General features: G+C 64.8%; 22 protein-coding genes, 3 tRNA genes and 1 pseudogene. 6 read left to right on the top strand and 20 right to left on the bottom strand.

Translation table 11 applies throughout. The features are described 5' to 3' along the window. Positions 1-18: 18 nt before the first annotated feature. The 8 genes from NUV99_01780 to NUV99_01745 all read right to left on the bottom strand — a co-directional run bounded on the left by NUV99_01780 (position 19) and on the right by NUV99_01745 (position 9,845). A complete protein-coding gene (locus tag NUV99_01780) occupies positions 19-891 on the bottom strand; it encodes a CoB--CoM heterodisulfide reductase iron-sulfur subunit B family protein (GenBank protein ID MCR4418865.1) in 873 nt (290 codons plus the stop codon). After that, positions 878-1,486 (bottom strand): 4Fe-4S dicluster domain-containing protein, encoded by a 609-nt coding sequence (locus NUV99_01775; GenBank protein ID MCR4418864.1) that lies wholly within the window; start codon positions 1,484-1,486, stop codon positions 878-880. The genes NUV99_01780 and NUV99_01775 overlap by 14 nt, the downstream gene beginning before the upstream one ends. An 85-nt stretch (positions 1,487-1,571) precedes the next feature. After that, positions 1,572-2,360: a methyltetrahydrofolate cobalamin methyltransferase gene (locus NUV99_01770; protein MCR4418863.1), complete on the bottom strand. Its 789-nt coding sequence runs from the start codon at positions 2,358-2,360 to the stop codon at positions 1,572-1,574. 20 nt (positions 2,361-2,380) lie between these two features. Then, a complete protein-coding gene (locus NUV99_01765) occupies positions 2,381-3,352 on the bottom strand; it encodes an acetyl-CoA decarbonylase/synthase complex subunit delta (protein ID MCR4418862.1) in 972 nt (323 codons plus the stop codon). 53 nt (positions 3,353-3,405) lie between these two features. Then, positions 3,406-4,743 (bottom strand): acetyl-CoA decarbonylase/synthase complex subunit gamma, encoded by a 1,338-nt coding sequence (gene acsC, locus NUV99_01760; GenBank protein ID MCR4418861.1) that lies wholly within the window; start codon positions 4,741-4,743, stop codon positions 3,406-3,408. A gap of 29 nt (positions 4,744-4,772) precedes the next feature. Further along, positions 4,773-6,965 carry an acetyl-CoA decarbonylase/synthase complex subunit alpha/beta gene (acsB, locus tag NUV99_01755; protein ID MCR4418860.1) on the bottom strand — a complete coding sequence of 731 codons (2,193 nt, stop codon included), beginning with the start codon at positions 6,963-6,965 and terminating at the stop codon, positions 4,773-4,775. 21 nt (positions 6,966-6,986) lie between these two features. Further along, entirely contained in the window at positions 6,987-9,011 is a 2,025-nt protein-coding gene (gene cooS / locus NUV99_01750; GenBank protein ID MCR4418859.1) for an anaerobic carbon-monoxide dehydrogenase catalytic subunit, read from the bottom strand. A 57-nt stretch (positions 9,012-9,068) separates the two neighbouring features. Continuing rightward, a complete protein-coding gene (locus tag NUV99_01745) occupies positions 9,069-9,845 on the bottom strand; it encodes an AAA family ATPase (protein MCR4418858.1) in 777 nt (258 codons plus the stop codon). Between the two features lie 545 nt (positions 9,846-10,390). Here NUV99_01745 and NUV99_01740 point away from each other — a divergent pair. Next, positions 10,391-10,467, top strand: a tRNA-Pro gene (locus NUV99_01740). A gap of 1 nt (position 10,468) precedes the next feature. Continuing rightward, positions 10,469-10,543 (top strand) — tRNA-Thr (locus NUV99_01735). 113 nt (positions 10,544-10,656) lie between these two features. Here NUV99_01735 and NUV99_01730 read toward each other — a convergent pair. The 3 genes from NUV99_01730 to NUV99_01720 all read right to left on the bottom strand — a co-directional run bounded on the left by NUV99_01730 (position 10,657) and on the right by NUV99_01720 (position 11,298). Continuing rightward, positions 10,657-10,872 carry a type II toxin-antitoxin system HicB family antitoxin gene (locus NUV99_01730; protein MCR4418857.1) on the bottom strand — a complete coding sequence of 72 codons (216 nt, stop codon included), beginning with the start codon at positions 10,870-10,872 and terminating at the stop codon, positions 10,657-10,659. A 1-nt stretch (position 10,873) separates the two neighbouring features. Continuing rightward, entirely contained in the window at positions 10,874-11,041 is a 168-nt protein-coding gene (locus NUV99_01725; GenBank protein ID MCR4418856.1) for a type II toxin-antitoxin system HicA family toxin, read from the bottom strand. Between the two features lie 169 nt (positions 11,042-11,210). Continuing rightward, positions 11,211-11,298, bottom strand: a tRNA-Leu gene (locus tag NUV99_01720). A gap of 206 nt (positions 11,299-11,504) precedes the next feature. Here NUV99_01720 and NUV99_01715 point away from each other — a divergent pair. Beyond that, positions 11,505-12,482 carry a hypothetical protein gene (locus NUV99_01715; protein ID MCR4418855.1) on the top strand — a complete coding sequence of 326 codons (978 nt, stop codon included), beginning with the start codon at positions 11,505-11,507 and terminating at the stop codon, positions 12,480-12,482. On the opposite strand, the gene NUV99_01710 is transcribed toward NUV99_01715, so the two are convergent. Beyond that, positions 12,475-12,648 carry an amidohydrolase family protein gene (locus NUV99_01710; GenBank protein ID MCR4418854.1) on the bottom strand — a complete coding sequence of 58 codons (174 nt, stop codon included), beginning with the start codon at positions 12,646-12,648 and terminating at the stop codon, positions 12,475-12,477. The genes NUV99_01715 and NUV99_01710 overlap by 8 nt on opposite strands. 293 nt (positions 12,649-12,941) lie before the next feature. On the opposite strand from NUV99_01710, the pseudogene NUV99_01705 reads away from it, so the two are divergent. Further along, positions 12,942-13,527: pseudogene (locus NUV99_01705) on the top strand (DUF1614 domain-containing protein). Positions 13,528-13,551: 24 nt separating this feature from the next. On the opposite strand, the gene NUV99_01700 reads toward NUV99_01705, so the two are convergent. Then, entirely contained in the window at positions 13,552-13,836 is a 285-nt protein-coding gene (locus NUV99_01700; protein ID MCR4418853.1) for an acylphosphatase, read from the bottom strand. 123 nt (positions 13,837-13,959) lie between these two features. Here NUV99_01700 and NUV99_01695 point away from each other — a divergent pair, with 123 nt between their 5' ends. Then, a complete protein-coding gene (locus NUV99_01695) occupies positions 13,960-15,546 on the top strand; it encodes a phosphotransferase (protein ID MCR4418852.1) in 1,587 nt (528 codons plus the stop codon). Positions 15,547-15,604: 58 nt separating this feature from the next. Here the strand turns inward: NUV99_01695 and NUV99_01690 are convergent, their stop codons facing one another. Then, on the bottom strand, positions 15,605-16,792 hold the full coding sequence (locus NUV99_01690; GenBank protein ID MCR4418851.1) for a Xaa-Pro peptidase family protein: 1,188 nt from the start codon (positions 16,790-16,792) through the stop codon (positions 15,605-15,607). Positions 16,793-16,999: 207 nt separating this feature from the next. On the opposite strand from NUV99_01690, the gene NUV99_01685 reads away from it, so the two are divergent. Next, positions 17,000-18,088, top strand: coding sequence for a DUF763 domain-containing protein (locus tag NUV99_01685; protein ID MCR4418850.1), 1,089 nt, complete (start codon positions 17,000-17,002; stop codon positions 18,086-18,088). Here NUV99_01685 and NUV99_01680 read toward each other — a convergent pair. The 6 genes from NUV99_01680 to hemB all read right to left on the bottom strand — a co-directional run bounded on the left by NUV99_01680 (position 18,080) and on the right by hemB (position 25,184). Next, positions 18,080-18,745: a 2Fe-2S iron-sulfur cluster-binding protein gene (locus NUV99_01680; protein ID MCR4418849.1), complete on the bottom strand. Its 666-nt coding sequence runs from the start codon at positions 18,743-18,745 to the stop codon at positions 18,080-18,082. The genes NUV99_01685 and NUV99_01680 overlap by 9 nt on opposite strands. Continuing rightward, positions 18,738-20,588 (bottom strand): SLBB domain-containing protein, encoded by a 1,851-nt coding sequence (locus NUV99_01675; protein MCR4418848.1) that lies wholly within the window; start codon positions 20,586-20,588, stop codon positions 18,738-18,740. Before NUV99_01675 ends, NUV99_01680 begins: the two co-directional genes overlap by 8 nt. A gap of 95 nt (positions 20,589-20,683) precedes the next feature. Further along, positions 20,684-21,205 (bottom strand): NADH-quinone oxidoreductase subunit NuoE, encoded by a 522-nt coding sequence (nuoE, locus tag NUV99_01670; GenBank protein ID MCR4418847.1) that lies wholly within the window; start codon positions 21,203-21,205, stop codon positions 20,684-20,686. A gap of 13 nt (positions 21,206-21,218) precedes the next feature. Then, complete coding sequence (gene pckA, locus NUV99_01665; protein ID MCR4418846.1) at positions 21,219-22,772, bottom strand: phosphoenolpyruvate carboxykinase (ATP); 1,554 nt, start codon at positions 22,770-22,772, stop codon at positions 21,219-21,221. A 125-nt stretch (positions 22,773-22,897) separates the two neighbouring features. After that, on the bottom strand, positions 22,898-24,190 hold the full coding sequence (hemL, locus tag NUV99_01660) for a glutamate-1-semialdehyde 2,1-aminomutase (GenBank protein ID MCR4418845.1): 1,293 nt from the start codon (positions 24,188-24,190) through the stop codon (positions 22,898-22,900). A gap of 16 nt (positions 24,191-24,206) precedes the next feature. Beyond that, positions 24,207-25,184, bottom strand: coding sequence for a porphobilinogen synthase (gene hemB, locus NUV99_01655; protein MCR4418844.1), 978 nt, complete (start codon positions 25,182-25,184; stop codon positions 24,207-24,209). Positions 25,185-25,201: the final 17 nt, after the last annotated feature.

Raw genomic sequence — 25,201 nt, 5'->3', positions numbered from 1 at the left:
TCCTTCACCACCCTTTCTCTACGCCGGTACCGCCGGGCGCCGCGCCCGCAGCAGCGGCCGCGGATCCACCAGGTGATGCGCCAGCCACGACTCGGTCTCTCTAAGGCCCAGGGCCGCGCCGACCAGTTCGGAAATAAAGAAGACCGGCAGTTCCTGTCCCTCTTCCTGGCGACCGTCCAGGTTGGACTGGCAGAGCGGGCAGGCGGTTACCAAAGCCTGGGCACCGGCCCGGCGCGCGGCCCGGACGATATCGTTTACCAGCCGCCCCACCAGGTCCGCCCGGGACACCCCCAGGGAGGCGCCGCAACAGTCGGTCTTGGCCGACCACCCCACCGGTCTTGCCCCCAGAACCCGGAGCAGCCTTTCCATGCTCTCCGGCTGCTCCGGGATCTCCTCGAAGCTGACCTGCCGCGGCCGGTTAAGAAGGCAGCCGTAGTAGGCGGCCACGGGAAGGTCTCCCAGAGGGGTGCGTACCGCCGTCTTCAGCAGCCTCAGCATGTCGGGATCGCTCAGGACCTCCAGTAGGTGCCGCACTCTTACCCGGCCCCGGTAGGGCCTGCCCGTGATCGCCTCAAGGTCCCGGTTCAGGCTATCGGCCTCCTCGCCGCCTTCGGCCATGAATTGCTGGGTAACCCGCAGCAGGTTGTAGCAGGCGGCGCAGGGCACCATCAGCTCCCGGTCCTTCGCCTCGGCCAGAACCAGATTGCGCAGGGGCAGGGCGTGGGCCAGGTAGGGGCTGAGGGCGTGACCGGAGCTGGCACCGCAGCAGTTCCAGTCCTCCAGCTCCTCCAGCTCCTGACCCAGGGCGGTCAGAACCGCCCGCGTGGAGAGGTCGTACTCGGCGGCCGTGGAGTGGAGCGAGCAGCCGGGGTAATAGCTATACCGCGCCATGCGACTTACCCTCCTGGGCCCTGGCAAAGAGGGCCTGGATTTCCCGCGTGCGCCTTACGCCTTCCGGCAGCAGCCTGAGCTTGCCGTGCCGCAACATGGCCAGCCCCAGGCGAAGATCCTGGGAAAGCTCGCTACCCTTAAAGCCGGCCTTGAGCTTGAACCGGAGCAGCATGGTCAGCTCGTGCATCCGCCCCCTGCTTCGCAGTGAGGAAAGGAAGGTCTGGTGAAAGGCCTGAACGGAAGGCTCCGGCGCTACCAGGCCGCGCCGCATTGCCTGCTGTTTGAGAACATCGGCCACGGCAGCAATATCGATACCGTTCGGGCAACGGGCGGCGCAGGTGCGGCAGGCGGCGCAGAGCCAGACGGTGCGGCTCTGCCAGACCCGTTCTTTCTGGCCCAGCTGAACGTAGCGGATGAGCCGGTGCGGCAGTACGTCCATGGCGAAGGCCAGAGGGCAGCCTCCGGAGCACTTCTGGCACTGATAGCAGAGGGAAACAGGCTGGGCGGACTCCCGCTCTACCTCCCGGGCCCAATCCGGGGACGGCACCAGCCGTGCTCCCGCGCCCGCTGCGGTGCCGGGAGGATTGACCGTCAACTTCCTCACCCCCCACCGCCAGGCTCGGCAGGTTTCGCCCGGCGGTCCGGGAGCACCTCTCCCTCTCCGCCGGGCCGCAGCCGGCCTACCTGGCACGGAACATCTTCACGTAGGAGTCGCAGTAGATGGTCTGATTTAGCAGCACCTCCGCGGCTGCCGCCACCTCGGTCAGAAGAGGATCGCAGGCGTCGGCAATGGCCGCGTCCAGGCCGCAGGCCATGGCCAGGGCCAGGAAGGTGCGATTCAGCAGCGAGCGGTCCTGGCAGCCCTGGGAAACATTGCTCAGTCCCAGTACGGTTCTGGGCGGCGGGCTGGCCAGCAGCTTGATCTGCTGCAAGGTCTTGAGTACCTCCGGCCCGTGATCCTGGCCCACGTTGGCCGGCAGGATCAGGGGGTCGAGGTAGAGGTCCTCCATGGGCAGGCCGAACTCGTCCGCCGCGGCCACCAGTTCCATGGCGAAGGCCAGGCGCGTGTCCGCATCCTTGGGGATGCCTTTGCGGTCCATGGTGAGACCGATCAGCTTGGCGCCGTACTTGACCGCCAGGGGGAAGGCCCGCTCGATCCTGTCCCTCTCGGCGTTGGTGGAGTTGATCATGGCCGGATTCCGGCAGACCTCAAGGCCGGCCTCGATGGCATCAAAGTTGGTGGAGTCCAGGCAGAGCATGAGGCCGGTCACTTCCTGGGTTGCCTCCACCAGCCACTTCATGGCCTCTATCTTGTCCTCCACCGCCGGTCCCACGTTGAGATCCAGGGCACGGGCGCCTCCCTCTTCCTGCTTCCTGGCCCACTCCTGCACCGGCCGCGGGTCCCGCTTCTGCAGGGCCTCCCGGATATCGGCAAACATCCCGTTTATGCGCTCGCCGATGATAAGCATTGCTCCTAACCTCCGTTAACCTAGAAATCGGTGGGGCGGGCCAATTCATCGATCAGGGCCTTGGTGAGGGTTGCCGCCCGGGGATGGCGCATAAGCAGAATATGCGCCCCGGCCTGCAGCAGGGCGGCGGCAGCCGTGGCCTCCCACATGACGCCCCGTTCGGCCTCCGCCCCCCATTCCGGGTATTCCGCTTCCGGCGCTGCCGCCTCTTTATGCCGCCACGTCTCCTGGCCCACGGTGCAGAGGACGGGCATGGCCAGCATGCGGTCGCCCTGCAGGGCACCGAGCCGCAGCCTCTCCATGATGGAGAAGGCGTACTCGATGCCGTAGCCCAGCCCGCCGATGGAGGGATCGATCACGATGCGGTTGGACTGCAGGTTCATGTCCGTGACCAGGATGTTGAGCTGCTTGCAGATGTTGATGTCCAGGGGCGACTTGGCGATTACGCTGTGGCCGTGGACCATGCAGGCGGCCACCAGGGTGCGGTAATTGTCCGGCTCGGCGTTGCCGAGCAGCAGCTTTTCGCCGGCTGCGGCCTCGGCTATGGCCTCCATGACCTGGTTGTCCTTCTCCGCCACCCCGCAGCCGACCACCACCAGGGGCGCTCCCACGGCGGCCAGCACCTGCTTCACCGTGGCCACGCATTCCTCCGGCGAACGGTTGCCCTTTTCCGGGTCGGCTCCTTCGAGTCTGAGGTAGACCAGGTCGGCCCGGTACTCTTCCACGCACTTCTTTGCCCACTGCGCCGGATCCTGCCAGACGTCCCGGTAGCAGCGGGCCAGCTCCTCCGGCCACTCCGGAACTGTGTCCACGACCTCCAGGGCTACCGCCGGGCGATTGACCGTTTCCCCCTCGAATTGGTGAAAGGGCAAGGCCGGATCCCCGCCCACCCGGAGGCTGTAGGCCCGGGTTCCCCCTTCTTCCCTGGTGGCTCCCAGGACCACTTCTCCCACCCGGCTCGGGTTTCTATCCTTGAGGATTTCTACGGCCATCTTCCTTACTCCCTTCCCCAGGTTTGGTGAACTCGCGGCTTTCGCTTCCCCGACTAGGCGGCAAAGTTGCTCTTGGCGAAGGCAGGGATTCCCGACGCCTCGCGCGGCCCTACCAGTACCTTCCAGCCGGTGAGTTCCTCCAGCTTCCCCTTCAGCACCGCGACCGCGCCCGGGATCACGATGGTGCGGTGTTTAACCTTACTCTCCAGGTCCACCTTCTTCATAACCTGGGCGATCTTTTCCGCGGTGAACCGGCCGTCCGCGTAGGCGGTCATTACCGAAAGCCCGTTCGTGTTAACCGAGAGGATGTAGCTGGGAATACGGGAACCTTCCACCTCGCCCTGGACGGAGTAATAGGTCAGGGAGAAGTTGGTGGTGACGTAGACCGGCGAGTCTTCGCTCGGAGTCCCGATCTCGTTGAGTTTCTCCTCCACCTGGATGGGGACCTGAGGATCGGTGTAGAGGTTCTGCCGCCAGGTGAGCAGGGGCAACAGGTGGGCCCGGGAGACGTTCTTGAGCACCACCACACCCGCGTACTTGGTCACGTACAGTGCGGCCTCCAGCGCTTCCTCCGCCGGATCCTCCGCGCCGGCGAACACCAGGCTGGGGTAGCCGAAGGGGCGGAAGCGCTTCTTAACGGCCAGCCGACGAATCTGGACCAGGTCGGCCACCGCCTGCGCCGGGCTCGTCGGCTGGGGATCCAGCACCAGGTCCTTGAAGCCGGCGGCGGTGATCTTCTGGGCCAGGCCGGCGAGTGCCTCCAGCCCGCGCGCCTTGACCGCCAGCACGCAGGGGTGGGCCTTGGCCAGCTCCAGCATGGCCTCCCAGTTGGTCTCGGTAGCGGCGTAGAGCAGCGGCCGATTCTGCCCGGCCGCTTCCAGGCCGGCGGCCATCAGCTTGGGATCGTCGGTCACCAGCATCAGGGCCAGCCCGGTGCCTGCGGCGGCGGCCACGGCCCTCTTGAAGGGATCAGCCTGGCCGGATTCGTTCTTCACCGCCGCCATCTGGACCCGGTACTCCAGACCTACCCGGTGGAACACCAGGTCCCGGATCGCGGCCAGCCGGGCCGATAACTCCGCCTCCGGCAGAGTATCGCTTATCAGGAAGGCCACGGCGGCGGGATTGTAGAAGCGCTTCTCGTGCCGGAAGAGTTCGGTCTCGCCGCCCAGCTTGACCGCAGCCTGCCCCGTGCCTACCGTGATCTCGGCCATGGGCGGTGCTGCGGCCGAGTCCAGGACTGCCCGCGCCTCATCGCTTACGTGGGGGCAGGCATCCAGCGACGCCTTGCCGCTGGCCAGGGCCATGGCAAAGGCTAGGCAGGTGGGGTGTCCGCAGTCCTTGCAGTTGGTCTTGGGAAGCTGCTTATAGATTTCCAAACCGGTCAGTGGCATCGGGCACAACTCCCCTCCTCGGATCTATTCTACATAAGGGGCTCCATACTCAGGGCCGGGTGCCCCTTCTCCTCCAGGAAAGGCAGGATTTCCTCCACGCCGGTGCCAATGGTCTCGTCCGCGATCGTGTCGGCAAAGCTGTCTCCGAAGCCTTCCTCCCTGCCGCGGGCGTTGAGCTCTTCGCGCAACTGCTCCTTGAGCTCCTTGGGCATCCATACCACCCGGCCCAGCCCGCCGTCCGCGCGGATGAACTTGCGGCTGACCAGGTACCGCCGCCCCACCCCCATGAAGCCGGGAGTCTGGGCGCCGCCGCCCACCATCCCCGCAAGGGTGGAGAAGGTCATGCCGCAGGGCGTCATGCCGCCGTACTCGCGGGTGGTGATCATTATGCCGTTGCACTCGGGCACTATCGCCATGATGCACTCGAAGCAGCCGCAGGAGGTCATGGGCCGATCCAGCATGGAGTACAGGTTGACTTCCTCCAGGTTGTGGTTGGTGGCGTTGTAGACGTACTCGTTGACGCTCCTCCACATGCCTTTCCATTCGTCGATAACGCCTTCCTTGGGTACCGGCTGGTTCGGCCCGGCGGGGTTAATCTCGTGGGAGGCCTTGGCGTCCAGCCAGCTCACGGCCCCGCAGAGACCCAGCCGCTCGGGAGTGACGATGCAGGTGTGGTTGGGGGCGAAGGACTGGCAGAGGTTGCAGGAGTAGAAGGTGTCCACCGCCTCGTCCGTGAGCCCTCGCAACCGCTCGTCGCGCAGCCGGTACCTCTCCCGGGCCAGGGGCAGCAGCCGCTCCACGTCTTCCTTGGTGGTGTAGACGGTAACCTGTACCCGGTCAACGATGGCGGGGAACTCTTCCTTCATCTTGGCCACCAGGATCTCCCCCAGGTGGCGGAACTTGACTCCCTTGGCCACCGCCTCCTTGCTAATGCGCAGCCATACAATGTCCCGCTGGGCGGTATGCCACAGCCCTTCACCGTAGTTCAGGAAGTCGTGGATGCGGCGTTCGAGAACCCCTTCGTAGTCCTCCTGCATCTTACGGCCGTATACGTCCACCACGTAGGCAAAGGGAAGGCGGTCCCCGGCCTGGAAGGCGTCGATTTCCGGGCCGACAACCTCCACCTTTCCGTCCTCGATTTCCTGCTCGCCCACGCTGCGCACCAGTTCGAAGGCCGTGGTGCGGCCGCCGCCCATCTCCACGTAGAGGGCGTCCTTGCGGATGCTCTCCCCCTCGAAGGCCGGGCCGAAGTTGATGGGCAGCTCCAGCTTCACCCGGGTGAGCTTGATGCCCCGAACCTCCAGGGCGATCTGGATCATCTTGTCGTAGTCATCCACGGTGAAAAACCAGTCGGGTATCTGCTGGTCCTCGGCCAGGGGCTGGTCGGTGATCACCGGGAACCCGGTGAAGATGGCCCCGAAGCAGGCGGCGGTCTTCACCATGTCGTGCTCGCCCAGGTAGAGCACGAAGGCCCGGATGCGCCGGCGCTGATAGTCCCTCTGTTCGTCCCGCAGACCCGGGGTGATACCGCCGAACATCATGCCCGCCCGCAGGGCGTAATTGGCGGCGTGCACGATCTGGGTGAAGTTGCCCAGGGGGTAGGCAATGTAGTCGACGCCCAGCTTCACGTCCTCCTCCAGCAACTGCTCCACTACTTCGTCGCAGAGGAAGATCATGAAGCCCATGCCCATGAGCTCCTGCACCATCCGGGCCAGCTTCTTGGGATCCCGGGCCCGGCCCAGGATTATCGCCTCTCCCGGGATGGTCCAGTCCACCATCTTCACCCCGAAACGCCGCACCACCGGATCGCCGATGAACCCGGTCCAGGGTTCGGGAGCTGGCGGGTTGTCCGGATCGTACTCTAGGTAACGCAGGGCCTCGATTATCTCCGCCGCGTACCAGGTGGATTCCCCGGCCAGCCGGGCGTTCTCGAAGGTCAGTTCAGACCTGATCTGGGCCCGCATGCGATTGAGGACGGGCGGGATGTCGCCCAGCCTCTTTACCTCTTCGCCGCTGTAACAGCGGATCACCGGCAGGTAGTAGGCCGTGTCCGGATAACCCACGGGGTGGTCGGGCCCGTAACGCCGGACGGCCTGATTGAGCAGGATTTCGGCGTAGCTGACCGCGGTTATGGCCCCGTGATATACCTCGCGAAAAAGCCGGGTGGGGTTCTTTCCCTCCGGGATTGCGCCTTCGAAGAGCTTGTCAAAGTCTACCGTCATGCATTACCCCTCCCCTCTGCCCTAGTAGCCTTGGTACAGCCTGGTCTCGAAGCGATCCGCCACCTGATGGTGCACGCCCAGTTTCCAGGTACGGTACTCCAGGGCGTTGAGCAGCTTGCGCGCCGCGACCTCCGGGTCCATCTCAAAGATGAAATGACCGCCGTAAACGTCGTGGGCGATCTGGGTGAGGATGCTGTAGATGAGATCGCTTCCCTCTACCGGCGGCATGCACCCCACGTGGGTGGGCAGTCCCAGGGCCACGCACCAGGTGCCGATGCTGGTGGCCTTGCCGCTCATCGCCTCCGGCGCCGAGGCTACAAAGGGCACTTTCGGGGTATCCACGCCCAGGTCGTTGGCCATGGCCATCAGAAGGTCCGAAGCCCGGGTATTGTCCACGCAGGAGCCCATGTGGAACACCGGGGGCAGGCCCACCTTGAGGTCGGCCCTCTCCTCCAGGCGGCGCAGGAAGCTCTTAAGCCCCTCGCCGCAGAGTTCGTCCACCCTGGCCGGGTCCATAAGACCCAGTTTGGCCGCCGCCTGCGCGGAGCAGCCCGTGGCCAGTACCAGCACGTTGTTCCCGAGCATTTCCTTCATTATGGTAATGTGGGAGTTGTCCTGGAAGGTCTTCAGGTTGTTGCACCCGGCCATGAGGATGACGCCGGCCAGTTCACCCTCCAGTATGGCCTGGTTGAGGGCCCGCACCGGATTTTCCGGATTCAGGCCCGCAAACAGGCGCATGAGCGCCTCCAGGCTCCAGCCGGCCACCACCGTATTCTTGATCTGAGGGATATATACGGCGCGGCCGCTCTCGCGGCGCTCCTTAAAGGCTTCGATGGCCAGCCGCACCGCCGTCCGGGCGTCGCGGGCTGCGTTCGTGGTCTGGTAATCGATGTGGTACGAGCCCGGGATTTTGACTATGTCCGAAGTGGTGATAATGCGGGTATGAAAGCACTCCGCCGTGCTCCGGATGGCCGGCATTATGCACTGGACGTCCACGCACATGGCGTCTACGGCGCCGGTGCAAATGGCCAGTTCCTGGGAGGCATAGGAAGTGACCAGGGGTATGCCCTGCCGCATAAGCACTTCGTTACCGGTGCAACAGATGCCCACCAGGTTGATTCCCCTGGCACCTGCGGCTACGGCCTCCGGTTCCAGTTCGCGGGCCGCCTGCACGATGATCTCGCTTAAAAGAGGGTTGTGGCCGTGCAGGACTATGTTGACCTTGTCGGCATCCAGAACCCCCATATTGGCCTCGCTTACTACCGGCTCCGGCGTTCCGAACAGTATGTCCGAAAGGTCGGTGGCGATGTGCATTCCCGCGTAGTCGGCCAGACCCACTCTTATGGCGCTGAAGACCAGGTTTACCGGGTCGTCATCCATTCCCACGTGAGCCTGGGTAACCAGATCCGAGATCGTCGCGTGGATGCCGTGGGGCATTACGGCGTGGGTGCGGAACTTCAGGTTGCGGCCGGGGGTAACGGTGGTGGCAACCCAGGTGGACTCTCCCATCCCCTTGAGCCGCGAGAAATCGTCCAAAGCCTTTTCGGCCAGTTCTCGGGCCAGGTCCAGCTCGCCACGGCCTTCGGTTTCGATTCCCACCCGCCTGCATACCCGCCTCAGCTTCTCCGGGTCTTTAATGCTGTAGTCCGGCGCGTGGCCCTCGGCCATTTCCAGCAGGGTTTGTGCCATATGGTTGCCGTGCTCGGCGTGTGAGGCACAGCCCGTGAGGATCATGAGCCCCACACTCCGGGCTACGATTGTCCACACCGACGCGCCGCAGATCCCGCGGCTTCCCGGTCCGTCCAGGGACCGGATGCGGCAGGGACCGGCCATACAGAAGCGGCAGCAGATACCAGTGTACCCGAACTGGCACTGAGGCTGCTGGGCCAAAAAGCGATCAAAGGCGGTGGTAACGTTGGCCTCCTGGGCCTTTTGCAGCATTTCTAATGCTGCCGGATCAATGGTGCGTTCGCGCTTCCTACGCTCCGGCACCCGCGGGGCGTCCGAGGGCCGCGCGGTGTGGGTGGGATCCCGAAACCTTGGCATTGTCTAACCCCCTCCGTGAGAGTATTCCCTGGTCCGACTGGCCTGCCAGGCCGGTCCCTAGATGCTCAAAGGCGGCGCGTAGGCCGCCAGGATCCGGTTGCCTATGGTTTCGAGGGCGGGGCGCAGGGACGGGGCTACGGTGCCCTCGGATAGACTGCGGCCGCGCGCCCATTCTCCTTCGTCAAACGGAAGGACTCCCAGCAGGGCGTCCGAAGGGAGGTGCTCTCTGAGAAAAGCTTCCTCTTCGTTGCTTCTCACCTTGTTCCCCACGTAGGCAACGTGCTGGATCTCCAGATCGCGGGCGAGGGCGGTGACGGTCCTGGCGGTATGCAGGCTTACCCGCGTGGGCTCGGTGACCACCAGGAGGAGGTTGACCCCCCGTGCAGTTCCGCGGGTGAGGGGCTCAATGCCGGCGCTAAAGTCCAGGATTACCACCTCGTCGCGCCGCAGAAGCAGGTGGCTGAGCAGGGCGTGCAGGACGCTGTTCTCCCGGCAGTAGCAGGAGGTCCCGCCTTGCTTTACTGTTCCCATTTTGAGGAAACGAACGTTGTCCGCCGCCACGCTGTACTGCTCTATCAGGCTTCCCACTTCCGGGTTAAGGGAGAAGAAGGCGCCTTCGCCGCCGGTGAGCGAGGCGATCACCTCGCGCATTTCCACGATCGGAAGCATGCCTGCCAATGCTTCCGGGTCCAGGCCCAGGGCCAGGCCCAGGCTGGCGTCGGGATCGGCGTCCACGGCATACACCGTGAAGCCTCGATCGGCAAAATAACGAACCAGACCGGCGGCCAGAGTGGTCTTCCCTACGCCCCCTTTTCCGGATATCGCCAGTTTCACCCTCTCACCATCCGTTTCGGTTGCCAATGGGGCGCATTGGCCCTTTGACCTCACCGTCACCGGCAGCAGCGTTTTTTAAGGTATTGTTCTTCTACACCAAATGGCAGTATCCTTCTAGTTTCTCTTGAAACCCGTGACGGTGAACTCCGGCGGCCCACCTGCGCCGACAAGTTGTTCTTGCCTTTGAACGGGTTCCTCGGGTGACCGTCTGCCGACTGCAAACTGTGTTCACTTGGCTGACCTAGAGCTGCCCATGCCATCATTGTAATCTATCCGTGCGAAATTTGCCATCCCAGGGCCCGACCACCGTGCAGGTTAACGGCGTTCATCAGAAAGAACTGAACCTCGCCGCGGGCCGCATATTATCTACGGGTGCCCTTCGCCCTCGCGGCGGACATACGTCGGTAGGACGGGTGCCGAGGTTTCCGACCCATTACGTTTCCCCCAACCCTGACCGGAATGCGGGCCGCCGATAGAGCTTGGTACAAACCCGCAGGAGGGTTGGAGTTGACCCTTCTCCGACCTGTGAGCTATAATCAAGCCGACGGGGCGTGGCGCAGGTTGGCAGCGCGCTTGGTTTGGGACCAAGAGGCCGGGGGTTCAAGTCCCCCCGCCCCGACCAGGCCGGCGTAGCTCAGCGGCAGAGCAGCCGACTTGTAATCGGCAGGTCGAGGGTTCGACCCCCTCCGCCGGCTCCAGAAATTACGAGGGTTTGCGAGTTTATACCTGCTTGCGCAAAGTCACGACGAACCTCACTCTGGCCCTCCTGCGCGAGGGCTTTCTTTTTCAGCTCTTGGTCCGGCCCGTCCCCCTACGGCAAGGCTACCTGAACATACTCCGCTGCGGCCTGCGGCTCGGGAATCGGCAGGCCGTCCTCCACAAGGCCCTTGATGTGCATTTCCAGGGCCTCCTGCATCTTCCGTCTGGCTTCTTCCGGCGTCTTGCCTGTAGCCACGCAGCCGGGAACGTCCGGCGAGTAGGCAGAGTAATTGCCTTCCGCCTTTTCGATTACAATAAGGTACTGCACTTTACTTCGCCTCCTTCTTGAGTTGGGCCTGCTTAAAGATGCTGTTAAGCGTCCCAGGCGCTAGGTCGTCGTTCGAATTGCCTGCTATGGTTACCCTCCCAGGCTTGGTAGGGTGCTTGAACTGCCTGTGGCTACCTTTTTGCCTGACGAGGTACCAGGCCCTTGTGATGGCTGTGTACGCGGCGCTACCGGTATGACCTACGGCGGCATAAAGGCCTCAGGTGGGCCCAACCACTCCAACAACGGAGGCTCCGACCTGGTCCTGCTTTCCTTCGGTGTGCCCTTCTTGCGGGAAAGAGGAAGGGGGGCTGACCGCCCCCCTGCTCATCAAAAGAATTTGGTGCGGCTGAAGGGATTTGAACCCCCACGGCCTTGACGGCCACTAGACCCTGAATCTAGCGCGTCTGCCAGTTCCGCCACAGCCGCACCTTCCGGATAAAATGATAGCATTAGACCGCCTCTGCGTCAAGTACTCGCGGCAACTCAGTTTAGGATGTAACACGTCTGATCACCCTTCCCGTTAGCCGCTGGGAGGCGGCCGACACACTGCTGCGGTCTGCCCAAGATTTGGCCCGTGCGGCCGCACCCCCGGTCCGGTCCTACCATATCCTGTCTCCCGAGGAGGAGCGGGCATGTGGATACGGGCGGACCTTCAAGTACACTGCAGTTTTCACGACGATGGCCGGTCTACGCCCGAACAACTCTGGCGCCATTACAGCGAGGCAGGCTATGACGCCGTCTACCTCACCCCTCACGCCGACCTGGTCGGTGGGCACTGGGCAGAACTCGTACGACTTTGCCGAAATCTCCCCCGCCGCGGTGCCCGGCTTTTCCCGGGGCTGGAGGTGGCCGTGAAGCATGATCGTGGGCATCTCCTCGCCTACGGGCTGCCGGATATTAGGAGCTTAGAAAATCAGGCCTTGGTCGGGCCGGTATTGGCCCAGCGGATAGTCGACAAGGCGCGGACGGCCTCTTTCTCCGTCGCCCACCCGTACGGCCCTCGCTCCTGGAACTGGGTGGAAAACCCGCTGACGGGTTCCTTCGGTCTGGAGATAATGTCCGGCTTCCAGAGGGACTTTTCTCTGGAAGGAGCGAGTATCCATCTGTGGCGCCGCCTGTGGCAAGATGGAGCGACGGTATCCGTGCGTACCGGCAGCGACTGGCACGGAAACCCCCTGCCTTTCCCGACCTACGCCACGTTCTTGCCGGTGCCGGTCCGCTGGCGAGAGATGGATTGGAGGGAGCAAAAACATCTGGTAGACCTGGCCCTCGCGCGCGGATGGACCGCGGTCAGCAAGAACGGCTCCCTGGCCGTGCTGAGGCTGAACCGTCACCCGCCGGGCGCAATTATTCCGCGACCAAGGTGGGGCACGAATCTGGCCTTCGACATATGGTTTAGACCGGGACCAAGGGGGAGTTACCGCCTTGCCCTTATACGGGACGATGCAATCGAGACGCCGCTGTGGGAAAAGGAGGTGCGGGTAGACGACCCTTCCTTCGGGCCGTACCTATGGGTAACGGCTATCTATTCGAGCCCGTCCCGACACTACTATTGGCTATACGGAGAAGGAAGTGACTATCTTTATACCACGCCTATCCTCGTTACGTAGGAAGGTCGGTCGTAAGGCCCAAGAGACGGGCAGCATTGCCCCCCAGTATTTTTTCCTTGGCCTCCGGGTCTAGCGGCAGACGGCGGATAGCCTCAACATTGGCCTTGATAGAAGGCACGGTAGGCCAATCCGACCCAAACAGAACCTTGTCGGCTATTAGCTCCATCTCGGGAAAGTATGTCGAGGGCAGGCTTTCCTTCGAAGGCGTAGACCTCAAGTGCTCCTTCTGCGGGCCGGATACCACCTTTTCCTCTGTCAGGACCTTTCCCTCCGTTTTTCGCCGGTCCGGGGAAACTTCCGCCGAGGGGGGTCCTTCAGGACGGGAAAAGTGGTACAATAGCGGTGGTTGACCCCGCCGGTTCGCTTTCGGGAGAAAGGAGTTGAAGGCACCCGCCGCCTCCCATGATCTTTCTAGGACCGTGGCTTCTTCTGTTCCTATTGCTGCCCCTGTTGTTCGTGATGCTCTTCTTCAACCTGGCTGCCGTCTCCTTCGCCCGGCTGGGTCTCTCTCCGGAGGCCGCCATAGCCTTCTTTCTGGCCTGTCTGATAGGGAGCGTGATCAATATCCCCATTTCCAGACGGCGGATATGGGTGCAGCGAAGGGCCGCCCTGCCCCTCTACGTCTTCTACTACCCTCCCACCGTGCAGGAACAGACCATCTGCATCAACCTGGGCGGGGCCATACTCCCGGCCGCGCTGTCCGTCTACCTGTTGGCCACCCAGGCGCCCCTGGTGCCCGCGCTGGTAGCTACGGCCGTCACCGCCCTCCTGGCCAAGCTCCTGGCCCGCCCCATGCCCGGGGTAGGAATCGCCATGCCGGCCTTTATCCCACCCTTCGTGGCCGCCGCCTGCGGCCTGCTCCTGGCTCCCCAAAGCCCCGGCTGCGGTTGCCTACGTCAGCGGTGCCCTGGGTACCCTCATCGGAGCCGACCTGCTGAACTACGGCGCCATACAGCGCCTGGGCGCCCAGGCCGTGAGCATCGGCGGGGCGGGGGTGTTCGACGGCATCTTCCTGGTCGGCGTAGTGGCGGCCTTCCTGGCTTAGCCGCCGTGACTGCGCGGCCGACCTCTACAGGGTGGCCGCAATCCTGAAGTCGCCGAACCGGCCTGAGGCCTCAAGGTATTCCTCCTGCACGCGGTCCACCCGGCCTACCGGGGCACGACGCAGCTCCGCGGTGAAGGCGGCCAGCGTGTCTTCCCTTCCTTCGGCCACCACCTCGACGCGCCCGTCGCTGAGGTTGCGAACGAAGCCCACCAGCCCCAGGGCCCGAGCCCTGCGACGGACGTAGTCGCGCATGCCCACACCCTGCACGTCACCCTCCAGATAGAGATGTACCTGCCGTTCCGCCGCCAAAGGCACCCACCTCCTTAGGGAATTATAACCTGCTCAAGGGTTAAGCGTTAGGGGGAGATATGATATACTTATCCCAAGTAAGTTAACCCCGGTACCGACCTTGCGGCATAAGGAACGTTAGCCATGGCCAGGAAGATACCCAAAGAACTCCCGGAGGAAATCTACCGCCTGGGCCGGCTGGTTCAGGGCCAGCTTGAGGACGCCCTGCGTGCGGTTTCCGGAGCGGATCCCGAACTGGCGCAACGGGTCGTGGAGAAGGACGATCTGGTGGATCACTTCTACATGGCCGGCGAAGAGAAGATATTCCACCACATGGGTCTCGGCCAATGGCCGGCCTCGGAGTGGCGCTGGCTGCGGGCGGCCATGCGGGTGGTCATTAACCTGGAGCACGTGGGTGACGCCGCCTCCAAGATCGCGGCCCGGGCACGCAAGCTCACCTTCAAGCCCCCCAGAGAACCCAAGCTGGATCCCCTGGCCGAGGCGGCGGTACACTGTCTGGATGCCGGTCTCGAGGCCTTCCTCCAAAAGGACCTGGGCCGGGCGGAGGAGGTATTTCTTCGAGAGGAAGAGGCGGACCACTTCCTGGAGTGGCTCATTCCCCAGCTCACCGGGGGCATTCAGCAGCACCCCCAAAGGGGCGCCCAATTCCTGGACCTGCTCTTCGTGGCGGAAAACCTGGAAAAGATAACCGACTACGCGCTCAACATGTCGGAATGGGTGGTTTACTGGGTTCTCGGTCAGCGGATGAAGTTCGCCAATTATGCGGAATTGAAGAAACTGCTTTCCGGCGCCGTGCCCACGGACTTCCACCGTTTCTGGGACGGGGTCAGCGGCGCCACCGTGGGCGGCATCGAACTGCCGGAAGGCACCAGGCTGCTCTATAAGTCCGGTTCGCCCCGGAAGGTGGCCCAGGAGGTAGAAAAGGCCCGGCAGTGGGCCCGGTACGGTACCGGCCTTACTCCCCGGGTACTGGCCGTCCTGGAAGGCAAGGACAGGCAGGCTTTTCTAAGGGAACTGGGAAGAGGCCGGCTGCTTCAAGACTACTACGAACAGGTGGCCCTGGAGGAGAAACTCCGGGTAACCCGGGAGCTCTACCGCGTGCTCTGCGAAATCTGGAGGAACTCCCGCCGTCCGGAGAAAGTGGTACCGGGCTTCGTCCGCCAGATAGAGGAACGGCTCGGCGAGGTGTACAGGCTCCATCCCCACCTGGAAGAGCTTTCCGCCGCTCCGCTCGCCGTCGACGGGCTTCTCCTCCCCCCCCTGGCGGTCTGCCTGGAGGAGGTCCGCCTCCGGGAGCCGGAGCTGGCAGTCCCCTTTGCCGTATGGATTCACGGGGACTTCAACAGCAACAACGTGCTCTATTCGCCGGAAACCGGGTTCCAGTTTATCGATGTGGCCCGCTCCGGACCGGGCGACTACGTGCAGGACGTGTCCGTGTTCCTGGTATCCAACCGCCGCAGGCCGGTGGCGGCCGAGCAGGCGCAGGAAATGACCGCGGTTAACCGGTGTTTTGCCGACCTGGTACGGCAGTTCGCCGCCGAACAGCAGGACGAGACTTTCGAGCTCCGGCTGACGCTCGGGTTGGCCCGCTCCTTTCTCACCTCCTCCCGCCTGTGGCCCGACCCGGCCTGGGCGGAAAACCTCTTTCGGCAGGGCTGGCGTCTGCTGGAACAGGTCCGCAGAGAGCTGAGCGCCGGCGGCCGCCCCTAGGGGAAGCTACTGGGCCGCCGGGCGGCAGGGAACTGCCGCCCGGCGAGGCCGCAAGAGCCTAGGGCTCGATCTCAATAATCCCGTCCGGCATATCGGTCAGCCGCCGGCAGCCGTTGGCCTCCACCACCACCGTATCCTCAATGCCTACGGCTCCTTCACCGGGGAAGACCATTTTGGGCTCCAGCGCAAAGGTCATGCCTGCTTCCAGCGGGTAGTCGTGGCCCTCGGCCAGGTAGGGCGGTTCGTTGATCTCCAGGCCGATGCCGTGACCCACAAACCGGACCTTCTTACCCTTGGGCCCCAGAAAGGCGTCCTCGTAGCCCAGCTTCTCCGCCGTAGCTCGGGCCAGCCCGAACAGGTAGTGGCAGCTCACCCCCGGGCGGGCCGCTTCCAGGACCGTGCGCTCGATCTCCAGACAGGCCTCGTAGGCTCGGCGGAACTTGTCGGGCATTCTTCCCAGGCAGTACATGCGGGTTTCGTCGACCTGGTAGCCGTTCACCACCCCGCCGAAATCCACCAGTATGGGTTCCCCCGCCTCGATGGGTTTGCGGCCGGCGCCTACGGGAAAGGCCGGAGAAAGTCCCTGCCCTCCTACGGGACCGTCGAGGTAGCTGACCACTCCTCCGCTGGCGCCGGAAAGGATGTGCCAGGTGTAGGCCTCGTAGTTGAGGGAGCGCATGCGCAGAAGTCCCTCGTGTCCCCTTTTCTTGGCCTCGGCCTCCAGCAGCCCGGCCAACTCTATCTCCGTCATTCCCGGGCGAAGCAGCCGGGGCACGGCGGCGTAAACCTCGGCCGCCAGCGCCGCAGCCTGAAGCATTTGACCTACTTCCCAGGACGATTTGCGGCTGCGCACTCTGTGAATGAGTCCGGATACATCGGTCAGGCGCACGCCGGGGAACAGCTTTTGGATGCGAAAGTATTCCTTAACCGGCAATACGTCAAACTCCAGGCCCAGGCTGGCAGGTAGCCGGCCCTGCTGGGCCTGGATGAGCACCGGGGCCTGGCGGACGGACGGACAGGGAACCACGTTCGCCAGGGCGCTCTCGTTCCGGGCGCGGTCCCAGTCTCTCACCACCATGAGGAGCGGCTCGCCCTCGGCGGGGATGTAGAGGTAGGAAAGCTGCATGGTGCCGGAGAAATAGTAGTAATCTACCTTCTGCAGGAGAAGAGCGGCATCGACCTCCGCCGCCCTGAGCTCGACCTGGAAGCTCTCGATGCGGCGGGCGAGTTCGGCAGCGGGTACCATACTCTGACCTCCGAGCGAGAATTCGCACGCTACGGATTATATCAGGACGCCGCTGCCCGGAGCAAGTAGCGGGGCAACACGGTCAGGCGACCGGCGCGGGGGGCAACCGGGGTTGCCCCGAATAGTGCGAAGGATAACCGGCACGGGCCACCGGCGCCCGCAGCTTCGCCTCCCGGCAGAGAGGCCGCAGGAAGGAGCAGAGCTGGCTTGCGAACCGGTACCGCCGACCTGCCCCTTCATGGGGGCAAGTGTCCTCCCTGGCTTTTCGAGCGGATGCGCCGCCTGGGTGTGGCCATCCTGGAGGTAATTGTGAGTGAATACGGACCCCTGGAGGTGCTGCGCCGACTGTCCGATCCGCATTGGTTTCAGGCCCTGGGCTGCGTGCTGGGGTTCGACTGGCACTCGTCCGGCCTTACTACCACCGTGTGCGGCGCGATCAAGGAAGGCCTGCGGGGCCGGGAGAAGGACCTGGGCCTGTTCGTAGCCGGGGGAAAGGGAAAGGCTTCTCTGCGAACGCCTCAGGAAATCGTAAGCCACGCCGAACGCCACGGCATCTCCTCCGGGGAGCGCCTGGTCTACGCCAGCCGCCTGTCGGCCAAGGTGGACAATGCCGGCCTGCAGGACGGTTACACCCTCTATCACCACGTTTTCTTCTTTACGGCCAAGGGCGAGTGGGCGGTAGTCCAGCAGGGCATGGATCCGGCCACCGGCTGGGCGCGGCGCTACCACTGGCTGGGAGAGCAGGTGGCGAGCTTTGTGTGCGAGCCCCACGCCGCGGTGTGCGGCTCCCCGTCTGCGGCGGTGGTCAACCTGGTGGCGCGGGAGGCAGAGGAAAACCGCCGGGTGAGCACCCTCCTGAGCCGGCAAAAGCCGGAACGCCTCCTGCGTGAATATCAGGCCCTTCTTTCCCACCCCGGGGCCGAACGCCTGCTGCGGCTGCCTGCTACCCACGCCGTGCCGAAGGCGGGTTCCCTCGAGAAGGCCCTGCGGCTTGCCTATCAGGCACAGGCAGCGGACTTCGAGGGCCTGCTGGGGTTGCGGGGAGTGGGACCTGCGGCCTTAAGGGCCCTGGCGCTGGTAGCGGAGGTGGCCTACGGCGCCGAGACCAGCTTCCGCGATCCGGTCCGCTACTCCTTTGCCCACGGCGGAAAGGACGGCCACCCCTTTCCGGTGGACCGCCGGACTTACGATCATTCCGTGGCCGTTCTGGAGGAGGCGCTGAGAAAGGCCCGGACCGGTCGAAGCGAAAAGCTGGCCGCACTGAAACGCCTGAGCAGCTTGAAGCTGTTATCCTGACTTCGATCTGTCCGCGTTGGGCTTGGGATAGAGCGCCCCCACCGGACAGGCCTTGAGGCACTCCCCGCACTCCCGGCAGCCGGCCTCGGCCCTGCCGACGTCGCCGAAGGTCGCCACCCGCCGCTCCCACCCGCGGCCCACAAAACCGAGGATACCCGCGCCCCTTTCCCGGCAGGCCTCCACGCACCGGCCGCAGAGCACGCAGCGACCGGCGTCGTAAGCAAAGCTTTGGGGGCTGGCGTCGATTTCCGCAGGGAGGGGCAGGGGCGTAAGACTCCGGAGCCTCAACTGCAGTCCACGCCGGCGGGCTATCTCGCGCAGCTGACAGCGGGACCGGGCCGGGCAGACGGCGCAGTCCAGACGGTGCCGGGAGAGGATCAGCTCAAACGCCCGTTCGACCAGGCGGTCCAGCCTCGGCGAGCGGGTGCGGACCTCAAGGCCCTCGCGCACGGGGTAGGCGCAGGCGGCCACCGGCCGCCTCTCCCCTTCTACCTCCACCAGGCAGAGCCGGCAGGCCGCCCGCGAGCGTCCCGCGTCCTTTACCGCGCAAAGGTGGGGGATGTAGATTCCGTTCTCCAGCGCTGCCCAGAGCAGGCGCTCCCCCTCCCGGGCCGCCACCTCCTTGCCGTCGATGACCAGCCTGATCCGCCTATCCATGGCCCGCGTCTCCCTCCGGCGGCAACTGCGGCGGCGAGAGTTTGACCACCGCGCGGTACTCCGGCGGGCAGGTCACCAGGCACTGGTTGCACTTCACGCATTTTGCCTGGTCGATGGCCTTCAGCAGGTCGGGCCGGGTAATCACGGCGCCGGCAGGACAGCTTCCCACGCACAGGTTGCAAAGCTTGCTGCAGCGTTCGGGCAGGATGCAGTAAAGCACCAGGTCGCGGCAGGCAAGCGCGGGGCAGCGTTTCTCCTTCACGTGGGCCTCGTACTCGGCGCGGAAGTAGCGGAGGGTGGTGAGTACCGGGTTGGGGGCGGTCTGCCCCAGACCGCACAGGGAGCCGGCGCGAACGTCCTCGGCCAGATCGTAAAGCCGGTCCAGGTCCTCGAGCCTGGCCTCCCCGCGGGTAAGCGCGGTAAGCCTCTCCAGCAGGTGGGCCGTGCCCAGGCGGCAAAAGCTGCACAGTCCGCAGGACTCCTGCCGGGTGAACTCCAGGAAGTAGCGGGCCGTCTCCACCACGCAGTCCTCCTCGTCCAGCACTACCACTCCGCCGGAGCCCATCATCGCCCCCGCTTCCGACAGGGAATCGAAATCTATAGGCAGGTCCAGAGCCGATTCCGGCAGGCACCCTCCCGAGGGACCGCCGATCTGCACCGCCTTGAACTGCTTGTCCTGCCGGATACCCCCTCCCACCTCGAAGATCAGTTGCCGCAGGGTGGTGCCCATGGGGACCTCCGCCAGACCCGGGTTGGCCACCTTGCCGGCCAGGGCGAACACTGCGGTGCCCGGACTGTTAGCCGTTCCCAGGGAACGAAACCACTCCGCGCCCCGCCGCAGGATGTGGGGTACGTAGGAAAGGGTCTTGACGTTGTTTACCAGCGTGGGCAGGCCTTCCAGCCCTGAGGTGGCCGGGTACGGAGGCCGGGGACGGGGCACACCCGGCCTGCCCTCCAGCGAGGCAATCAGGGCGGTTTCCTCCCCGCAGACGAATGCGCCTGCGCCCTGGAAAACCTCTACCTCCAGGTCAAAGCCGGTGCCCAGTATCCCCTTCCCCACCAGGCCCCTTTCCCGGGCCTGCTCCAGGGCGCGTTCCACCCGCGCCACCGCCAGGGGGTACTCCGCCCGCACGTAGATGATGGCCTTCCGGGCTCCCACGGCGTAGGCGGCAATAATGAGCCCCTCGAGCAGTTGGTGGGGGTTGGATTCCATAAGAGCCCGGTCCATGAAGGCTCCCGGGTCGCCCTCATCGCCGTTGCAGATCACGTACCTTGCCGGCGCAGGCGCACGGGCGCACGCCTCCCACTTCTCGCCGGCAGGGAAGCCCGCCCCTCCCCGCCCGCGCAGTCCCGAGCGCACAATCTCCCCTACCACTTCCTCCGGGGACATCTCCAGCGCCCGGGCCAGCCCGGCGTAGCCGTCGTGCACCAGGTAGGCGTCCAGATCCTCCGGGTTAATCAGGCCGCACAGGGCCAGTATGACCCGGCGTTCGCAGGCGCCCCGCGGGAATTCCTCCAGGGCGGGAAAGAGATCGTTGGGTTCCAGGGCGGCCAGGGCGTACTCCAGGCAGGGATCGTCCCCGATCAGGAAGTCCGTGACCAGGCGGCGGGCCCGGTCTTCATCCAGGGGGCCGTAGCACAGGGCGGGAAATCCGGGGCGGCGAACGGTCACCAGGGGTTCGGCGTAACAATGCCCCAGGCAGCCCACTTCCTGTACCTCGACCAAAAGATCCCGGCGGGCGATCTCCTCGCGTATAGCCTGAAGGACGGCGAGAGCACCGGCCGCCCGGCCGCAGGTGGCAGTACCTACAGTGATTAACGGGATATGCTCGAAAGCCTCCATCTTCCGGGAGGCTTCCTCGCGCAGATACAAGTAAGCCTGGTTCGCCAAACCTCTCCCCCCTCGGGCCGGTGCCGTCAGGCCGCTTCGGCCGGAGATCAGGCGGATTCGGGCTGCTTGGGTTTCATGGCCTCCGGCTTCACACCCAGGGAGAGCAGGATCCCGTCCGCCCGGGTAGGAGAAACCTTTCCCTCAACCTTCTCGTCCACCACCACCACCGGCGCCAGCGCGCAGCAACCCACGCAGGCCACCCGCTCCAGGGTGAACTTGCCGTCGGCGGTGGTTTGCCCTTCGCGTACGTCGAGACGGCGGCCGAACCAGTCCAGTATCCTCTGTCCGCCCATAAGGTGGCAGGCCGTTCCCAGGCAGACTTTGATCCGGTGTTCCCCCGGAGGTTGAAGGCGGAACTGGTGGTAGAAGGTAGCCACGGCGTACATTTCAACCTCGGGAACCCCGAAAACCCCGGCCGCCTCGCGAAGCACCTCTGCGGGCACGTATCCCAAACGGGCCTGTACCTTCTGCAGAAAGGGAATCAGTTCCCTCGGCTTCTTCCGGCCGTCGACGCAGAGTTCCTCTATTATGGCCCGGACCGATGCCTCCTTCTCCCCGGTTTCCCTCACGACCGCTTTCCCCCTAACCCCCCGAAGGAGCGGCTGCCCCGATCTCTTTCGGTGCGGCAGGGAAGCGGGAGAAGTTTTCCCGGAACCGGGCTGCCAGTTCCCGGGCCTGCTTCCAGTAGGCGTCCTTGTCGGGCCAGACGTTCCAGGGCCGCAGAACCTCGGACGGCACCCCCGGACAGGCGCCGGGGAGCATCAGCCCGAAAACCGGATCGGGCTCGTAACTTGCTTGCTCCAGATCCCCCCGGATGGCCGCCCGCACCATGGCCCGGGTAAGGTCCAGATCCAGGCGCCGGCCCACGCCGTACGGCCCTCCGGACCAGCCGGTATTGACTAGGTATACGCGGCTGGCGTGCCTTCTTATCCTTTCGCCCAGCAGCCGGGCGTAGACCATGGGCTCCCGGGGAAGGAAGGGAGCCCCAAAGCAGGCGGAAAAGGTGGCCACCGGCTCGGTTATGCCCCGCTCGGTACCGGCCAGCTTGCTGGTGTACCCGGAAAGGAAGTGGAACATGGCCTGCTCCGGGGTGAGACGGGCTATGGGAGGCAGCACGCCGAAGGCGTCCGCGGTTAGGAAGATAACGGTACGGGGATGCCCGCCCACGCTGGGGATCACCGCTCCGGGGATGAATTCCAGCGGGTAGGCGGCCCGGGTGTTTTCGGTAACGCCGGCGTCACCGTAATCCGGCTGCCGGGTATCGGGGTCCACCACCACGTTTTCCAGCACCGCGCCGAAGCGTATGGCCTCCCAGATCTGCGGCTCCTTTTCCCGGGAGAGACCGATACACTTGGCGTAGCACCCGCCCTCGAAGTTGAAGATGCCCTGGTCGGACCAGCCGTGCTCGTCGTCGCCGATAAGCCGGCGCGTGGGGTCGGCGGACAGCGTGGTCTTGCCGGTGCCGGAAAGCCCGAAGAAGAGGGCCACGTCTCCATCGTCGCCCATGTTGGCGGAGCAGTGCATGGGGGTAACGCCCCGGGCGGGCAGCAGGTAATTCAAAAGGGTGAATACCGATTTCTTGATCTCCCCGGCATAGGAAGTGCCGCCGATCAGAACAAGCTTTTCCTCCAGGTTGAGCACGATAAAGGCTTGGGAACGGGTACCGTCTGCCTCCGGCGACGCCTTGAAGCCGGGTGCGGCCACCACCGTGATCTCGGGACGGTGTCCGGCCAGCTCTTGAGAGTCCGGCCGGATGAAAAGCTGGCGGGCAAAGAGGTTTTGCCAGGCCAGCTCGTTTATGACCCGCAGCGCGAACCGGTGTTCGGGACGGGCGCATACGAAGCCGTCAAAGACGAAGACCTCTCGGGCCTGCAGGTAGGCGGTCATACGCCCCAGCAGCCGGCGGTACGTATCCGCGTCCATAGGCCGGTTGGGGCCCCACCACACTTCGGAATGTACTCCCGGGGTGTCCACCACGTACTTGTCTTCCGGCGAACGGCCCGTGTACTTGCCGGTAAAAACGCGCAGGGCTCCGGAGGCGGTGAGCAACCCCTCACCCCGGGCCAAAGCTCTCTCTACCAGCAGTGGGGCAGAAAGGTTACGGTGTACCTGCCCTGAGAACTCCAGCTCGAACATTGTTCGTCCCCGCTCTCGTCAGTTATTCCGAGTGAATAGTACCCGGCCTGGCCCCAGTTTAAAACCCCGCGTGCTCCGCGTCAAGACTGGGCCCGCCGCGGCTTACGGCGAGCCCACCTCTAGCGTTACAGCCGTGCCATGGCACGGCGGGCGCAGTCTAGGGTTAGCTCGATATCCGCGTCCGTATGGGCGGTGGAGACGAACCAGCACTCAAACTGGCTGGGAGGCAGGTAGATTCCCGATTGTAGCATGGAGTGAAAGAAACGGGCAAAGCGCCGGGTATCGGAGCTGCCGGCGGAAGCGGCATCTCTTACCGGACCGGGCTGAAAGAAAAGGGTGAGCATGGAGCCTGCGCGGTTGACCGTGACCTCCACCCCAGCCCGGGTCGCCGCCTCCTGCAATCCCGCCGCCAGCAGGCCGGCCCGGCGTTCCAGCTCGGCATAGGGATCGGTTTCGCGGAGCACGGTCAGCGTGGCCCTTCCCGCGGCCACGGCCAGAGGGTTCCCGGAGAGGGTGCCGGCCTGGTAGACCGGACCCAGAGGGGCCACCTGCTCCATTATTTCCCGCCTGCCGCCGTACGCTCCCACCGGCAGTCCCCCGCCGATGATCTTTCCCAGGCAGGTAAGGTCGGGGGTGACCCCGTAGCGCTCCTGTGCACCCCCGTAGCCGAGGCGGAAGCCCGTAATCACCTCGTCAAAGACGAGAAGGCTGCCGCTCTCCCGAGTGAGCCGGCGCAGGCTTTCCAGAAATCCCGGCTCCGGCGGCACGCAACCCATGTTGCCGGCAACCGGTTCCACGACGGCCGCGGCTATCTCCCCTCCCCAGCGGTCAAAGGCTGCAGCCAAGGCCTCCGTATCGTTGAAGGGCAGGACCAGCGTATCCGCCGCTACCGGTTCCGGGACCCCGGCGCTGGTGGGCACGCCCAGGGTCAGGGCTCCGGAGCCCGCCCGGACGAGCAGGTGGTCGGCATGGCCGTGGTAACAGCCCTCAAATTTGACTATCTTGCTACGCCCGGTGTAGGCGCGGGCCAACCGCAGGGCGCTCATGGCCGCCTCGGTGCCGGAATTGACCAGCCGAACCATCTCCAGTCCCGGTAGGGCTTCCACCAGCATTTCCGCCAGAAGCACCTCCCCTTCCGTAGGTGCCCCGAAGGTGGTGCCTGCCTCCAGGGCCCGCTCGACTGCCTCCACTACCCGGGGGTGGCGGTGACCCAGGATGAGCGGGCCCCAGGAGCACACGTAGTCGAGATAACGGTTTCCGTCCGCGTCGAAAACGTACTGGCCCTGGCCGGCGCGGAGGAAAGGCGGATCCCCTCCCACCGCCCGGTAGGCCCTCACCGGGCTGTTCACCCCTCCGGGGATCACCTCCCGGGCCCGGGCCAACAGTTCGACCGACCGTTGTCTGCACCGACCGGACAAACCCTTCCCTCCCCACCTAGGCTTCCGCCAGCCAGCGGGCTGCGTCCTTCGCAAAGTAGGTGACTATGAAGTCCGCGCCGGCACGCCGGATGGCGGTGAGCACCTCCATTGCCGTACGGCGCTCGTCCAGCCACCCCCGGGCGGCGGCGGCCTTGATCATGGCGTACTCCCCGCTTACGTTATAGGCTCCCAGGGGGCAGGCAAAACGGTCCCGGGCGAGCCGCAATACGTCAAGGTAAGCCAGGGCGGGCTTTACCATCACCAGGTCCGCCCCCTCTTTCAGATCCAGCTCGATTTCCCTCAGCGCCTCCCGGGAGTTGGCCGGATCCATCTGGTAACCGGAGCGGTCGCCAAACTGCGGGGCCGAGCCCGCCGCCTCGCGGAAGGGGCCGTAAAAGGCAGAGGCGTATTTGGCCGCGTAGGAGAGGATGGGGACGTGGTTGAAGTGGTAGGCGTCGAGCTTGGCCCGGATGGCCTGGACCCGGCCGTCCATCATGTCGGAGGGCGCCACCACGTCTGCGCCCGCCTCGGCGTGGGATACGGCAACCCGGCCCAGCAACTCCAGGGTGGGGTCGTTGAGCACCTCCCGACCGTCCACCAGCCCGCAGTGCCCGTGCGAGGTGTACTCGCACAGGCATACGTCGGTGATGACCACCAATTCGGGATGGTGACGTTTGAGAGCGCGAACCGCCTGCTGGACCACCCCGTCCTCCGCCCAGGCTTGTGTACCCAGGGCATCCTTGCGCTCGGGTATACCGAAGAGGAGAACCGCGCCTAGGCCCAGGGCCACCAGTTCCGCCGCCTCCTCTAACAGGGTGTCCGCCGAGTAGCGGTACTGCCCGGGCAGGGAGGGGATGGGCTCACGCACTCCTTGCCCGTACGTCACGAAGAGCGGATAGATCAGGCAATCTGCGGACAGCCTGGTCTCCCTTACCAGCCGCCGGAGTCCCGCCTGGGACCGCAGCCGCCGCATGCGCACTGCCGGAAAGCCCACCGTTGATCCCTCGTTTC

Source organism: Clostridia bacterium, from assembly GCA_024653205.1.
In the GTDB taxonomy this organism is placed as follows: domain Bacteria; phylum Bacillota; class DSM-521; order Neomoorellales; family SLTJ01; genus JANLFO01.
This window is presented reverse-complemented; position numbering and strand designations above follow the sequence as displayed.

Excerpts from the sequence above, each read along its gene's own strand:
- NUV99_01780 (MCR4418865.1), bottom strand. The coding sequence starts at position 891 with ATGGCGCGGTATAGCTATTACCCCGGCTGCTCGCTCCACTCCACGGCC.
- NUV99_01770 (MCR4418863.1), bottom strand. The coding sequence starts at position 2,360 with ATGCTTATCATCGGCGAGCGCATAAACGGGATGTTTGCCGATATCCGG.
- NUV99_01765 (MCR4418862.1), bottom strand. The coding sequence starts at position 3,352 with ATGGCCGTAGAAATCCTCAAGGATAGAAACCCGAGCCGGGTGGGAGAA.
- acsC (MCR4418861.1), bottom strand. The coding sequence starts at position 4,743 with ATGCCACTGACCGGTTTGGAAATCTATAAGCAGCTTCCCAAGACCAAC.
- acsB (MCR4418860.1), bottom strand. The coding sequence starts at position 6,965 with ATGACGGTAGACTTTGACAAGCTCTTCGAAGGCGCAATCCCGGAGGGA.
- cooS (MCR4418859.1), bottom strand. The coding sequence starts at position 9,011 with ATGCCAAGGTTTCGGGATCCCACCCACACCGCGCGGCCCTCGGACGCC.
- NUV99_01715 (MCR4418855.1), top strand. The coding sequence starts at position 11,505 with ATGTGGATACGGGCGGACCTTCAAGTACACTGCAGTTTTCACGACGAT.
- NUV99_01710 (MCR4418854.1), bottom strand. The coding sequence starts at position 12,648 with ATGGAGCTAATAGCCGACAAGGTTCTGTTTGGGTCGGATTGGCCTACC.
- NUV99_01695 (MCR4418852.1), top strand. The coding sequence starts at position 13,960 with ATGGCCAGGAAGATACCCAAAGAACTCCCGGAGGAAATCTACCGCCTG.
- NUV99_01690 (MCR4418851.1), bottom strand. The coding sequence starts at position 16,792 with ATGGTACCCGCTGCCGAACTCGCCCGCCGCATCGAGAGCTTCCAGGTC.
- NUV99_01680 (MCR4418849.1), bottom strand. The coding sequence starts at position 18,745 with ATGGATAGGCGGATCAGGCTGGTCATCGACGGCAAGGAGGTGGCGGCC.
- NUV99_01675 (MCR4418848.1), bottom strand. The coding sequence starts at position 20,588 with ATGGAGGCTTTCGAGCATATCCCGTTAATCACTGTAGGTACTGCCACC.
- pckA (MCR4418846.1), bottom strand. The coding sequence starts at position 22,772 with ATGTTCGAGCTGGAGTTCTCAGGGCAGGTACACCGTAACCTTTCTGCC.